The 13,262-nt window shown below is 67.0% G+C and carries 13 protein-coding genes; 4 read left to right on the top strand and 9 right to left on the bottom strand.

The features are described 5' to 3' along the window. The first annotated feature begins 8 nt into the window (after nt 1-8). From VEW47_13915 to VEW47_13905, 3 genes are all read left to right on the top strand, one after another. Entirely contained in the window at nt 9-2,006 is a 1,998-nt protein-coding gene (locus VEW47_13915) for a TonB-dependent receptor (protein HYS06279.1), read from the top strand. Nucleotides 2,007-2,154: 148 nt separating this feature from the next. After that, nucleotides 2,155-3,294, top strand: a complete 1,140-nt coding sequence (locus VEW47_13910; protein HYS06278.1) for an alcohol dehydrogenase catalytic domain-containing protein — start codon at nt 2,155-2,157, stop codon at nt 3,292-3,294. Nucleotides 3,295-3,302: 8 nt separating this feature from the next. Beyond that, nucleotides 3,303-4,490 carry a glycine C-acetyltransferase gene (locus VEW47_13905; protein HYS06277.1) on the top strand — a complete coding sequence of 396 codons (1,188 nt, stop codon included), beginning with the start codon at nt 3,303-3,305 and terminating at the stop codon, nt 4,488-4,490. Between the two features lie 31 nt (nt 4,491-4,521). On the opposite strand, the gene VEW47_13900 is transcribed toward VEW47_13905, so the two are convergent. The 8 genes from VEW47_13900 to hprK form a co-directional block, all read right to left on the bottom strand. Then, complete coding sequence (locus VEW47_13900; GenBank protein ID HYS06276.1) at nt 4,522-5,400, bottom strand: hypothetical protein; 879 nt, start codon at nt 5,398-5,400, stop codon at nt 4,522-4,524. After that, a complete protein-coding gene (locus VEW47_13895) occupies nt 5,397-5,813 on the bottom strand; it encodes a MerR family transcriptional regulator (GenBank protein HYS06275.1) in 417 nt (138 codons plus the stop codon). Before VEW47_13895 ends, VEW47_13900 begins: the two co-directional genes overlap by 4 nt. Before the next feature lie 129 nt (nt 5,814-5,942). Then, nucleotides 5,943-6,290 (bottom strand): cupin domain-containing protein, encoded by a 348-nt coding sequence (locus VEW47_13890; protein HYS06274.1) that lies wholly within the window; start codon nt 6,288-6,290, stop codon nt 5,943-5,945. Further along, on the bottom strand, nt 6,287-8,086 hold the full coding sequence (gene ptsP, locus VEW47_13885) for a phosphoenolpyruvate--protein phosphotransferase (protein ID HYS06273.1): 1,800 nt from the start codon (nt 8,084-8,086) through the stop codon (nt 6,287-6,289). Before ptsP ends, VEW47_13890 begins: the two co-directional genes overlap by 4 nt. After that, nucleotides 8,083-8,352, bottom strand: a complete 270-nt coding sequence (locus VEW47_13880; protein ID HYS06272.1) for an HPr family phosphocarrier protein — start codon at nt 8,350-8,352, stop codon at nt 8,083-8,085. The genes ptsP and VEW47_13880 overlap by 4 nt, the downstream gene beginning before the upstream one ends. Then, nucleotides 8,349-8,801 carry a hypothetical protein gene (locus VEW47_13875; GenBank protein ID HYS06271.1) on the bottom strand — a complete coding sequence of 151 codons (453 nt, stop codon included), beginning with the start codon at nt 8,799-8,801 and terminating at the stop codon, nt 8,349-8,351. The genes VEW47_13880 and VEW47_13875 overlap by 4 nt, the downstream gene beginning before the upstream one ends. Further along, a complete protein-coding gene (rapZ, locus tag VEW47_13870; GenBank protein ID HYS06270.1) occupies nt 8,801-9,691 on the bottom strand; it encodes an RNase adapter RapZ in 891 nt (296 codons plus the stop codon). Before rapZ ends, VEW47_13875 begins: the two co-directional genes overlap by 1 nt. Next, nucleotides 9,688-10,641 (bottom strand): HPr(Ser) kinase/phosphatase, encoded by a 954-nt coding sequence (gene hprK, locus VEW47_13865; GenBank protein HYS06269.1) that lies wholly within the window; start codon nt 10,639-10,641, stop codon nt 9,688-9,690. Before hprK ends, rapZ begins: the two co-directional genes overlap by 4 nt. Before the next feature lie 224 nt (nt 10,642-10,865). Between hprK and VEW47_13860 the strand changes: the two genes are divergently transcribed. Further along, nucleotides 10,866-11,939 carry a hypothetical protein gene (locus VEW47_13860; GenBank protein HYS06268.1) on the top strand — a complete coding sequence of 358 codons (1,074 nt, stop codon included), beginning with the start codon at nt 10,866-10,868 and terminating at the stop codon, nt 11,937-11,939. A gap of 57 nt (nt 11,940-11,996) precedes the next feature. Here VEW47_13860 and fabF read toward each other — a convergent pair whose 3' ends face one another. Next, entirely contained in the window at nt 11,997-13,238 is a 1,242-nt protein-coding gene (gene fabF, locus VEW47_13855; protein ID HYS06267.1) for a beta-ketoacyl-ACP synthase II, read from the bottom strand. Between the last annotated feature and the right edge of the window lie 24 nt (nt 13,239-13,262).

Below are 13,262 nucleotides of genomic sequence, written 5' to 3'. Positions count from 1 at the left end.
AGGACAGGATGACTGACGATCAGAATGACCCGAGGTTATTTCCGCCGGCGCGGTATCTCCTGGCCATGGCAGTCTGGATCCTGTGCGCGGGGCGTGCTCTGGCGCAGCCGCTGCCCACCGATCTGACGCAGCTGCCGCTGGAGCAGCTGATGTCCATCGACGTGGTGTACGGCGCCTCCAAGCACGAGCAGAAGGTCACCGAGGCGCCGTCCTTCGTCAGCGTCGTCACCTCGGAGGACATCGCCCGCTATGGTTACCGCACGCTGGCGGACGTCCTGCGCAGCGTGCACGGGTTCTATACCACGTACGACCGCAACTACACGTACCTGGGCGTGCGCGGATTCAGCCGTCCCTCGGACTACAACTCCCGCTTCCTGCTGCTCCTCGACGGACACAGGATGAACGACGATTTCTACGGCAGCGCCTACGTCGGCACGGAGAGTCTGGTGGACGTCGACCTGATCGACCGGGTCGAGATCATCCGCGGCCCCAGCTCGTCCCTGTACGGCACGAGCGCGTTCTTCGCCGTGGTCAACGTGGTCACACGCAAGCCCGCGAGCTACCCGGGGCTGCACCTGAGCGGCGGGGGCGCGAGCTACGGCACACCCTCGGGAAGCGTCACGTTCGCGCGCGCCTTCGAGGGGGGGCCGTCGGTCCTCGCCTCCGGTTCGGCGTACGGGAGCCGCGGCCAATCCCTCTTCTACAAGGAGTACGACGATCCTCTGAGCAACAACGGGGTCGTCGACAAGGGCGACTACGATCGGTACCGGCGTCTGTTCACGACCGCCACGTTCAAGGACTTCACGTTCCAGCTCGCCTACAACAACCGGGACAAGGGCATCCCGACCGGGGCGTACGGAACGCCCTACAACGACCCCGACACGTCGACCCTCGACGAGCGGCGTTACTTCGACATGCGCTACGACCACACCCTGCCCTCGGGGACCGCGGTGCAGGCCCGCTTCTATTACGATCGTTACTACTACCGCGGCATCTATCCCTACTACTCACCCTATCCCACGATCCTGCACTACGTCGAGCATTCGTGGGGGTACTGGGTGGGGACCGATTCCAAGGTGACCCTGCGCCCGACGGCACGACAGACCCTCACGGGCGGCCTGGAGTACCGCGACAATCTCGAGCAGCGATTCCTCTGGAAAAACGTCGACCCGGGGCCCGTGGACTTCGACGACAGGCGGAGCTCCGCCGAAGGGGGCGTCTACGTCCAGGACGAGATCGCCGTGTCGAAAAGCGTGGCGCTCAACCTCGGATTGAGGCGCGACCAGTACCAGGTCTTCGGGGGCTCGACCAATCCGCGGGCGGCGATCATCTTCAACCCCGGCGAGCACACGACGCTCAAGGCCCTTTTCGGTGACGCCTTCCGTGCGCCGACCGTCTACGAGCTGTACTACGGATCCCACGCCAACCCGGACCTGATACCTGAGAAGATCCGCACCTTCGAGGGGGTCGTGGAGCATTATGCCCGCCAGAACCTGCTTATCGCCGGTTCCGTCTACAAATACCTGATCTCCGATCTGGTCAGCGTGAACACGACGACCAGCCTGTTCGAAAACGTGGACAGGGTGGAGAGCCAAGGGATCGAGCTCGAGATCGACAAGACGTTCCGGAGCGGCTGGGGCCTGATGTACAGCTCGACGCTGCAGGACAGCCGGGACGCCGAAACGCAGCGTCTGCTGACGAACTCCCCGCACCACCTGGCGAAGCTCAACGTGCATGTTCCCCTCAAGCGGGAGCGGCTGTCCGCGGCGCTCGAAGCGCAGTACACCAGCCGGCGCCTGAACCTCGGCGGTGATTACACCCCCAGCTTCACGATCGTGAACCTGACCCTGCTGAGCCGGCAGATCGCCAGGGGCCTGGAAATCTCCGCCAGTGTCTACAACCTGTTCGACACGACCTACTTCGATCCCGGGTCGGATCATCACGTGCAGGACATGCTCCAGCAGGACGGCAGGAATTACCGTCTGAAGATCACCTGGGGGTTCTAGGAGCGCGTTCGAGTCGCGGACCCCCGTAGTGCGGGACGGACCCCGCCTCTCTCCGTCCAGAGTTGCTACGCCCGCGACCCTGCCGATATAATCACCCTCCGTACGAGTCGCATCCGCGTTTCATCTTCCCTCCCGGCCAAGGAAGAGAATGAAAGCGATACGCAAGACGGCCCCCCGGCCCGGCGCCCTGGAATGGGCCGATGTTGACGTGCCGGCCTGCGGTCCTTCGGAAGTCCTGATGCGGGTGCGCGCGGCCTCGCTGTGCGGCACGGACGCGCACATCTACAACTGGGACGGTTCCGTGCGCGACATGATCCTCTCCACCACCGACCAGCTCCGCCGCCCGCGGATCATCGGGCACGAGTTCTGCGGCGAGGTCGTGGAGGTCGGACGCGAGGTGCGGGGGGTCGGCGAGCGCGCCTCCGAGCCGATCCGGGTGGGCGACCTCGTCTCCGCAGAGTCGCATATCGTGTGCGGACAGTGTTATCAGTGCCGCCGCGGACAGTTCCACGTCTGCACGCGGGAGAAGATCCTCGGCGTGCACCGCGACGGCGGCTTCGCGGAATACATCGCCCTCCCGGCCTCCTGCGCCTGGATCAACGACCCCGCGGTGGTCCCCGTGGAGGTGGCCTGCGTCGAGGAGCCGTTCGGCAACGCCGTGCACGCCGCCACCGAATACGACACGCGCGGCCAGTGTGTCGTGATCGTCGGCTCCGGACCGATTGGACTGTTCACGATCATCGTCGCCGCCGCCTACGGCGCCGCCCGCATCGTCGCGATCGACACGACCCCCTTCCGGCTCGACCTGGCGTCACGCGTCGGGGCCCACGCGACGCTCCGCTCGACACCCGCTCCGGAGGGCGACGCCGCGGCACGGGCGCTCGAGCGTGAGCGGCTCGTCGGCCTGATCCGCGAGGCGGCCTCGCCGTACGAAGCCGACCTCGTCTTCGAGATGAGCGGCCATCCGGACGCCATCGACACGGCTCTGCGCGCCGTGCGCCGGGGCGGCAAGGTCGTCCTCTTCGGTCTCCCGAAGCAGGCTGCGGTCACCTTCGAGCGCTATGCCGAGGACGTGATCTTCGGGGGCGTGACCCTCAAGGGGATCATCGGCCGGAAGCTCTTCGATACCTGGAAGCGCACGCGGGAGCTGGTGTCCCGGCCGGACGTGCGCGCGAAGATCCGCACCGTCATCACGCACAGCGTCCCGTTCGCGCGTTACGAGGAGGCGTTCCAGAAGATGATCGCGCGGGAGAGCGGCAAGGTCATCCTGCGCATGGACCAGGACTGAGGTCGATCATGAACCCACGGCTCGAGTCGTATCTCGAAGGCGAGATCCTCGCCCTCAAATCCAAGGGCATCTTCCGGATGCCTCGCGTGCTTCAGAGCGCCGCCGGGGCGCGCGTGCGCATGGACGGACGCGACATCATCCAGCTCTCGTCCAACAACTACCTGGGCCTGACGACGCACCCGAAGGTCGTGGCCGCGGCGCGCCGGGCGATCGAGGAGTTCGGCGCGGGGCCCGGCGCCGTGCGCACGATCGCGGGCACGATGTCCCTGCACCTGGAGCTCGAGACGCGTCTGGCACGGTTCAAGTCGACCGAGGCGGCGCTCGTCTTCCAGTCCGGATACACCGCGAACGTCGGGGTCGTGTCCACGCTGATGCAGGAAGGGGATCTCATCGTCTCGGACGAGCTGAACCACGCGAGCATCATCGACGGCTGCCGGCTCTGCAAGGCAAACCGGGCCGTCTACCGTCACCTCGATTACGACCACCTGCGCCAGATCCTGGGGGACGCCCGACGGAAGACGACGGGCAAGATTCTGATCGTGGCCGACGGGGTCTTCTCGATGGACGGCGACGTCTCGGACCTCCAGGCGATACGGTCCCTGGGGCGCGAGTTCGACGCCATCACCATGGTCGACGACGCGCACGCCACGGGAGTCATGGGGAAGAACGGCCGGGGGACCGTGGACCATTTCGGGCTGAAGGACGACTGGGACATCCAGATCGGCACCATGTCCAAGGCGTTCGGTGTGATGGGAGGTTATGTCTGCTGTCCTCGCCCCCTCGTGGAGTTCTACACGCACAAGGCGCGGCCGTTCCTCTTCTCATCGTCGCATCCCCCGGCCGTCATTGCGGCCTGCATCGCGGCGGTCGACGTGATGGAGACCGAGACGGAGCTGCACACGCGTTTGTGGGACAACACGCGCTTCTTCAAGGAGGGGCTCCGGCGGCTCGGCTTCAACACCGGCTCTTCGGTCACTCCGATCACCCCTGTGATCATCGGTTCCGGGGCCAAGGCGGCCCGATTCTCCGACGATCTGTTCGAGCGCGGTGTCTTCGCCCAGGGGATTTTCTTTCCGATGGTCGCCGAGGAGAAGTCACGCGTGCGAACGATCGTCATGGCCACCCACACGCGGGCGGACCTCGACGAGGCGCTCGGCGTCTTCGCCGAGGTCGGCCGGACCCTCGGGGTGATCTAGCGTCCGGGTCTTCTTACGGACCTTCGGCGTATCAGTTGGCGGGCTGCGGTCGCTCCCCCAGGTTGCCGGGTAGCGGGCCGGGAGTCGTGAAATACTCGGCGGGGAGCGTGTCGTAGACCTCCATGATCGGATGGAGGATCCGGAGCGTCGCTCCCCTGCGCGCGGAGGTCTTCTCCGGACAGAGGAGGACCCGTCCGCGGCGGGTCCATCCCTTCCAGTCCCACACGGTCGGCTGACTGCCGGGAGGGTCGTCCTGCAGGACGTACGACCACCTGTCCATGAGGTGCGTCCTGCGATTGACGTGCGCCCAGTAGCGGTCGCGCGGCGTCAGGCCGACGTCCTCGAACGTCAGCTCGACGAGGTCGTACTCCTCGCCGTCGCGCGTCTCCTCTCCGGCGTAGCCCAGGTGCACGCCCGGATCTTTCATCTTGTAAGGCATCAGGAGCCAGTAGGTGTCGTTGATCCACGCTTCGTACGCCTCCTCCAGGATCGGTTTGGCGGTCTCCGCGTCCATCTTCGAGGGCGCGGCCGGCGCCCCGCCTGCGGCGCGGGCCTCCGCGGGCAGCCTGTAGGCGTCTCCCTGTCGGGTGTCGACATTGAGGAGGACGACAAGCGGCGCGCCGTCCTTCCCGCGCGTCTCGTATCGCAGCCGCCCCTCCCAGCGGTCCCACAGGTGCGTCCGGTAGGCCACTCTCTTCCCGTCGCGCTCCACGGCGAAGGCAAAGTACACGAACCGCGTCTGCTCCCAGGCCTGGCGCCCGCCGAGCGCCGCCATCACCAGGTCGGCGATGACGATGGCCCTCGGGTCGGAGCGCGTGGGATCGAAGATCGGCGGGGAGGCAGGAGCCGCCAGCAGGGTGGAGAAGACCGCCAGGACCGCGCAGGACGCGCAGGTCCCTGCGCGTCTCACTTCTTCCCCCGCAAGCGGCGATCCGTATCGTCCATGACCTTGAGAATCTCCTCGAGCCGCTCGGTCACGGAGGACAGGAGCGAGCCGAGGGGGCGCGGCGGGTCGGGAATGCGCTCCGGCTCGTCGGCCGGCAGCGGCTCGAAGAGGTCGTCGAGGGCGCCCTGCCCCTCCCCCATTCCCAGCTTCTTGCGGGCCCCGGCGATGGTGAATCCTTCGTCATAGAGCAGACGCTTGATCTGCCGCACCAGATCGAGGTCCTTCTGGCGGTAGAGCCGCTGTCCGCTCCGGCTCTTCTTCGGGGCGAGCTGAGGGAATTCAGATTCCCAGAAGCGCAGCACGTAAGGCTGCGTGTCGGTGATCTGGCAGACTTCCCCGATCTTGTAGAACGTCTTGCGTGGCGTGCCGTCCGACATGGTCTGGACCCCGGGGGGCGGAACCTACGCCCCGGCGCCCCGGATTCTCCCACGAAAGCCGGGTGAGCGGCCTACAAAGTTGGTATCCGGGGCCGGGAACGGGACCCGGGGCGTGTCTCGGACACGCCTCTAGGCCCGCCCGTAACGGTCCTCGAGCCTGACGACATCGTCCAGCTCGGGCGTGCTCACCTCGAAGACCACGCAATCGGTCAGAGCCTCGAGGCGGTGACGCGTCCCTGGAGGCAGGTGCACGGACTCCCCCTCGGCGAGCATCCTCTGGGCGCCGGGATCGGCGTCGTCCGGGAGCAGGAGCCTGAGCCGTCCCTGGTACAGGTAGATGGTCTCGTCCTTGCGCTCGTGGTACTGCAGGCTCAGAGACTCGCCCGCGCGGATGCGCAGGATTTTCCCGGCGTAGTGCGTCGTGCGGGCGAACAGGAGCTCCTCGCCCCACGGCTTCGGCAGGCGTGTCACGCTCATGGCCTCACCTCCAGAACGGGTCGCGGATCGGTCGGTACGAGCTCCTGGACCCTGCGCCGCGCCAGCTCCTCGATCGCCTCGGCCGAGTCGAGCCTCATCGCCTCCTCCACCAGGCCACGGGCCTCGTTCAGGCCCAGGGCGCGGATCGTCTGCTTGACGGACGGGATGGCCGCGGGATTCATGCTCAGCTCGGTGATTCCCAGCCCGATCAGCACGACGGCCGCAGCCGGACGCGCCGCCATCTCCCCGCACACCGACAGGCGCAGCCCGCGCCGCGCGGCCGCTTCGACCACTCCGCGCAGGAGACGCAGGATGGCCGGATGCAGAGGCTGGTAGAGGTACGACACCGACTCGTTCCCCCGATCGATCGCCAGGGCGTACTGGATCAGGTCGTTCGTGCCGATCGAGAAGAAATCCACCTGCTCGGCCAGCCGGTCGGCGATGAGGGCCGCCGCCGGGACTTCGATCATCACGCCGACCGGGACGTCGGGATCGCAGGGGATCCGCTGCCGCAAGAGGTCGCGCCGCACCTCGTCCACGATGGATCGGGCCTTCAGGTATTCGTCCATGCCGCTCACCATCGGGAACATCATGCGCAACTTGCCGTGCGCCGCGGCGCGGAACACGCCGCGGAGCTGGGCGCGGAACATGTCTTCGCGCTTCAGGCACAGCCGGATGCCGCGCAGCCCCATGACGGGATTGCTCTCGCGCCTCTCCAGGATGGTGGAGAAGTACTTCTCGCCCCCGAGGTCGAGGGTCCGGATCACGACCTCGTTCGGCAGCGCCTTCTCGGCCAGTTCGCGGTACGTGCGGTAATGCTCCTCCTCTCCCGGCAGCCCCGGGGCCTCGCGCAGGTACAGGAACTCCGAGCGGTACAGACCGACCCCCTCGGCTCCGAACCGTCGCGCCGCGAGCATCTCCTCCGGGAGCTCGATGTTGGCCTGGAGCCTGACGCGCAGTCCCTCCTGCGTCACCGCCGGGAGATCCCGCAGCGCCATCAGGTCCACCTCGCGTTGCGCCCGTGCTGCGCGACGTTCCCGCCAGACCAGGGTCTCCTCCTCCGACGGATTCTGCAGGACCACGCCGTCCGTTCCGTCCAGCACCAGAAGGTCACCGCTCTGCACCCGGGAGCTGGCGTCCCGGAGCCCGGCCACGGCCGGGATTCCGAGGGCGCTCGCGATGATCGCCGTGTGCGAGGTCGGGCCGCCGCCGTCGATGGCCAGGCCGATGACGTGCTCCCGGTTCAGGCCCGCCGCGTCCGAGGGGGACAACTGGGCGCCCACGACGATGACGTCCTCCGTGAGCTCGGACAGATCGTGCCGCCTCTTGCTCCCCGTCAGGATCGCCTGGACGCGCGCCGCCACGTCCTCGATGTCGGTGCCGCGGTCCCGGAGCGCCTGGTCGCCGAGCTGCGAAAACACCTGCGTGTACCGCCCTACCACGGTGTGGAAGGCCCATTCGGCATTGACACGCTCGCGGCGGATGAGTCCGGCGGTCTCCTGCAGGAGCGTCCGATCCTTCAGGATCAGGATCTGCGCTTCGAACACTCGCGCGTACGGCTCGCCGGCCTCGCTGCGGACCCGGTCGCGCAGATGCCGGAGCTGGCGCCAGGCGCGCCGCACCGAGCGCTGGAACCGGAGCACCTCGCCCTCGGTCTCGCCGTCCGGAACACCCAGGCGGAATATGGCGACGTTCGGACCCTCCAGGACGAGCGCCCGGCCGATGGCGATGCCTGCGGAGACGCCCGTTCCCCGCAGCGTCGTCGACCCCTCGGGAGCCCCCCCGAACGACCTCACCGATCCTCCCCGAAACGCGCCTCGACCAGGTCGATCAGCTGGCGCAGCGCCTCCTGCTCGTCCGAACCGTCGGCGCTGATGGTCAGACGCGTTCCTTCGCTGCCGATGAGGGCCAGAAGACCCAGAATCGATTTCCCGTCCGCCGTCCGCCCTCCGTTCGCGATCTGGATACGGCTCTTGAACCGGCTGGCCAGCTGCACGAAGCGCGCGGCGGCGCGCGCGTGCAGTCCGAGCGCGTTCGAGATGACCGCCTCCCGGCAGATCACTCCTTCGTCCCCCCGCGTCCCGGCGACCCCAGGTACTCCGTCGCGATCGCGATCGATCGCTGGCCCTGCTCCTTGATCCGGGCCGCGGCCTCCTGGAGCGAGCACTTGTCCCGGATGTTGGCGTACTTGATCAGCATCGGCAGGTTCACACCCGTGACGATCTCGACGCCCTCACGAAGGTACGCCAGCGTGACGTTGGTCGCGGTCCCGCCGAACATGTCCGTCAGGATCAGGACGCCGCCGCCCGGATCGACATCGGCGATCGCCTGCTCGACGGCCCGGCGCGCCTGCGTCAGGTCGTCGTTCCAGCCGATCGTGAGGGCCTTCAGACCGTCCACCTTGCCGACGATGCGCTCCAGGGCCCGCACCAGTTCGAAGGCCAGCCCGCCGTGAGTGACCACCAGGCCGCCGAAGCGCGCCTCGCCCGCCGCCTCGATGACGATGGCCATCACTCCTTCTCCAGGTCCCGGTGCGACGCCTTCACCTCGTACCCCCTCGCGCGGAGCGCCTGGCTCACGGCCTCGGCCATGGCCACCGAGCGGTGCCGGCCGCCCGTGCATCCGATGGCCACGGTCAGGTAGCTCTTCCCCTCGCGCAGGTACTGGGGGATCAGGAACGCCATCAGGTCGACGATGCGCGCGCGGAACTCACGGTACTCCGGCATCGCCTCCAGATAGTCGATGACCTCGCGGTCCAGACCGCTCCTGCCGCGCAGCGTGTCCACGAAAAAGGGATTGGGGAGGAAGCGCGTGTCGAACAGGAGGTCCGATTCCGGTGGGACGCCGCGCTTGTAGCCGAACGAGACGATCGAGATCCCCATCGGCTGGGCCCCGCCGCGCGGGGCGAAGTGGTCGCGGATGTAGCGTCTCAGCTCGTGGACGTTGAAGAGGCTGCTGTCGATGATCAGGTCGGCCCGGTCACGCAAGGGCTGGAGCATCTCCCGCTCGCGCCGGATTCCGTCCTCGAGACCGCCCCCCGAGGCCAGCGGATGGGGACGGCGGGTCTCGGAGAACCGGCGCATCAGGGCCTCGTCGTCGGCCTCGAAAAACAGAAGGCGGCCGCGGCGTCCCGGTGTGCGGCGCAGGCCGTCGAAGATGGCCGGGAATTCCTTAAGGAAGGTTCCCTCACGCACGTCCACCACCAGGGCGGCGCGTCTCAGGTCCGGTCGCCGGGCGCACAGGTCGGCGAACACGGGGATGAGGGCGACGGGCAGGTTGTCGACGCAGAAGTAACCAAAGTCCTCGAAGGCCCGGATGGCCAGGGTCTTCCCGGAGCCGGAGAGCCCGGTGATCACGACGATCTCGAACTCGCGCTCGGGGGACGGCTCCGCCGCGCTCACGTCTTCCTCCCCAGGGCGTCCTGGATCCGCCCCGCCAGCTCCTTGGCCGCATGGTAACCCTTGCGCTTCAATAAGTGATGTCGCGCCGCGACTTCCAGCAGGATGGACAGGTTGCGCCCCGGACCGACGGGCATTTCGATGAACGGCAGCTCCACCCCCAGGATTGTGTGCTTCTTCTCATCAAGGCCCAGGCGGTCGTACTCCTTGTCCTCCTGCCACGGGTCGAGACGGACCACCAGGTCGAGGTCCTTCCGCTCGCGCACGGCGGCCACGCCGTAGAGGTCCTTGATGTTGATGATCCCGATCCCACGCAGCTCCATGTGGTACCGGCTGACCTCGGGACCGGTGCCGTTCAGGAGCGTTCCGACCCGGCGAATCGTCACCGTGTCGTCGGAGACAAGACGGTGCCCGCGAAGAATGAGTTCCAGGGCGGATTCGCTCTTTCCCACCCCGCTCTCTCCCAGGATCAGCACACCCACGCCGTAGATGTCGATGAGCGTTCCGTGCAGGGCTACCGACGGGGCCAGGCGCTCCTCGAGGTACCGCCCGAGAAGATCGATGGCCCGTTCGGTCGTGCGCGGTGTCGACAGGAGCGGGATGGCCAGGCGATCCGACGCCTCCAGAAGGTCGGGATGAGCCGCCTCGGCCTGCGTCAGGAGAAGGCACGGAATCGGGGAGTTCCCCAGTCGCTGGAGCAGGTGACGGCGCTGCTCGTCCGGGATACGTCCCAGATACACGGCCTCGCTTTTCCCCAGGACCTGGACGGCGCCTCCCTGCAGCGCCTCGGGCTGTCCGGTGAGAGCCAGTCCCGGCCGTTCGGGGACGGCGATGGTGATCTCGCGCTTCAGACCGCTCCGTCCCGCCAGAAGACGAAGCGTCAGCTCCGACGGGGCCTCGGCGAGCAGGTCACCCACCGGGAGCGTGGGACGGGGTGCTTCACGCTGGCTCAACCTCGTCCTCCGCGCCCCATCCAAGCCAGACTGGAGCGCTCCCGACAATGCCGCAAGTCACTGTCATTCTAGGACTTGGGCCGATGACTGTCAAGAAAGAGCCGCCGGGACGGCTGTCGAGGCCTTGGGGGTGGCCGGAATGTCCCGCATTGACCGCCCCGCTGCGGAATGATATGTTTCGCGGTGGAAGCGGGAGTTCCTGCCCGACGTATCCGGAGGCCGCGATGGCTTCGAAAAGAGTCGTCCACATCATCGGCACGGGGACCATCGGGGAGCCCCTCATCGGCCTGTTCTCCGACAGGAAAGACCTGCTCGGCTTCGACGAGGTCACCTTCCACAAGCGCACCCCTCTGCTCACGGATCGATCCAAGGTGGTCAACCTGATCAAGCGCGGCGCGCGCCTGGCGTGCGATGACTCGGCGCGGCGCGGATTCCGGGACATCGGCATCGAGCCGGGCTACGAGCACCACGAGGCGCTGCGCCAGGCGACCGTGGTGATCGACTGCACTCCCTCCGACGTCGGGCTCCAGAACAAGAGGGAGATCTACGAGAAATACGCGCACAGCACGCTGGGCTTCATCGCCCAGGGCTCGGAATTCGGCTTCGGCAAGATGTACGCCCGCGGCATCAACGATCGCACGCTGAAGAAGGGCGTCGACCAGTACATCCAGGTCGTGTCCTGCAACACGCACAACCTGGCGGTCCTGATCGACCTGATCGGCCTGCGGGCCGGCGGGGTCGACGACTTTGTCGAGGGTCGATTCACCTGCATCCGTCGCGCCAACGACATCAGCCAGGACACCTCGTTCGTTCCTTCGCCGCAGGTCAACCGGCACAAGGACGAACGCTTCGGAACCCATCACGCACGCGACGCATGGTACCTGTTCAACACCCTGGGTCACGAGCTCGACTTGTTCTCCTCGGCCCTCAAGGTCAACAGCCAGTACATGCACGCGATCCATTTCAACATCCGGCTCAGGAAGCCGACAACGGTCGAGGCGATTCTCGAACGGATCAAGAACGACGATCGCATGGCGCTCACGTACAAGCAATCCGCCAACTCGGTGTTCTCGTTCGGGCGTGACTACGGCCATTACGGGCGCATCCTCAACCAGGGCGTCCTGGTCGTGCCGACCCTGGCGGTGCACCGTGGCACCGAGGTCGTCGGGTTCTGCTTCACCCCGCAGGACGGGAACGCGCTCATCAGCAGCGTGGCCGCGGCGTGCTGGTTCCTGTATCCGGAATCGTACGAACAGAAGCTGAATTGCCTGAAGGACTCGATCTTCGACGAGGTCTGAGGGCGGGACGGGGGGACGGTGCTCCGCGGGCCATGGGGGCTTCCCCGGGCTCCGGTATCACCCCTCCGGCTTCTTCAAGACAAGCGCCGCGTTCGTCCCCCCGAAACCGAACGAATTGTTCAACGCGTAATTGACCCTCATCCTGCGCGCTTCGTTGGGGACGTAGTCCAGATCGCACTCCGGGTCGGGCGTGACGTAGTTGATCGTCGGTGGGACGATCCCCTCGCGTATGGCCAGCGCGACGATCGCGGTCTCCAGGCCGCCGGCCCCTCCCAGAAGATGTCCGGTCATCGACTTGGTGCTGCTCACGGCCACCGTGCGCGCCCGATCCCCGAAGACCTTCTTCAGGGCGCACGTCTCGACCGCGTCCCCCTGCGGGGTCGAGGTGCCGTGGGCGTTCACGTAATCGATGGCCGACGGATCGATCCCCGCGTCCTGGATGGCCCTGCGCATCACCCGCACCGGTCCGTCCCCGTCCTCGGAGGGGGCGGACACGTGAAATGCGTCACCCGACACCCCGTAACCGGCCACCTCGGCATGCACGGCGGCGTCGCGGCGCACGGCGTGTCCGAGCTCTTCGAGAATCACGATCCCGGCCCCCTCGCTGATCACGAACCCGTCGCGGTCCGCATCGAAGGGGCGCGAGGCACCCCCGGGATCGTCGTTCCGCGTGGACAGCGCGCGCATGGCCGAGAAGCCTCCCACGCACAGGGGCGCGATGACGCCCTCGCACCCCCCCGCGATCATGACGTCGGCGTCCCCTCGCTTGATGATCTCGAACGCGTCGCCGATGGCGTGCGTGCCGGTCGCGCAGGCCGTGCACGCCGCCTGGTTGGGCCCCTTGGCGCCATAGCGGATCGAGACCTGCCCCGACGCCATGTTGACGATCAGACCGACGATGAAGAAGGGGGAGATTCTGCGCGGACCCTCTTTCAGCAGGATGGCGTGCTGACGCTCGATCGAAGGGAGCCCGCCGATGCCCGAGCCGATGTACACGCCGACCCGGTCCGCTTCCGACGCCTCGACCTGGAAGCCGGCGTCCCGCATGGCGATCTCCGCCGCGGCCATGGCGTAATGGATGAAGAGATCCATCTTCTTGACATCTTTCTTCGGGACCCAGTCTTCGGGATTGAATCCCTTGACCTCTCCGGCGATGCGGCAGGCATAGTCGCTCGCGTCGAATCGGGTGATCGGACCGATCCCGCTTCGCCCTTCGAGCAGCGCCTGCCAGTTCTCCCGATTACCTATCCCCAGGGGTGAGACCATGCCCACCCCCGTGATGACGACGCGCCTGTCCATGTCGGTTCGCCCCTGCTGCCGGGC

The sequence above is a fragment of the Candidatus Dormiibacterota bacterium genome (assembly GCA_035635555.1).
Lineage (GTDB): Bacteria > Acidobacteriota > Polarisedimenticolia > Gp22-AA2 > Gp22-AA2 > Gp22-AA3.
The sequence above is the reverse complement of the archived record's forward strand: the minus strand, read 5'-3'. Positions and strand labels throughout refer to the sequence as shown.

Excerpts from the sequence above, each read along its gene's own strand:
- VEW47_13915 (HYS06279.1), top strand. The coding sequence starts at position 9 with ATGACTGACGATCAGAATGACCCGAGGTTATTTCCGCCGGCGCGGTAT.
- VEW47_13910 (HYS06278.1), top strand. The coding sequence starts at position 2,155 with ATGAAAGCGATACGCAAGACGGCCCCCCGGCCCGGCGCCCTGGAATGG.
- VEW47_13905 (HYS06277.1), top strand. The coding sequence starts at position 3,303 with ATGAACCCACGGCTCGAGTCGTATCTCGAAGGCGAGATCCTCGCCCTC.
- VEW47_13895 (HYS06275.1), bottom strand. The coding sequence starts at position 5,813 with ATGTCGGACGGCACGCCACGCAAGACGTTCTACAAGATCGGGGAAGTC.
- VEW47_13890 (HYS06274.1), bottom strand. The coding sequence starts at position 6,290 with ATGAGCGTGACACGCCTGCCGAAGCCGTGGGGCGAGGAGCTCCTGTTC.
- VEW47_13875 (HYS06271.1), bottom strand. The coding sequence starts at position 8,801 with ATGGCCATCGTCATCGAGGCGGCGGGCGAGGCGCGCTTCGGCGGCCTG.
- VEW47_13860 (HYS06268.1), top strand. The coding sequence starts at position 10,866 with ATGGCTTCGAAAAGAGTCGTCCACATCATCGGCACGGGGACCATCGGG.
- fabF (HYS06267.1), bottom strand. The coding sequence starts at position 13,238 with ATGGACAGGCGCGTCGTCATCACGGGGGTGGGCATGGTCTCACCCCTG.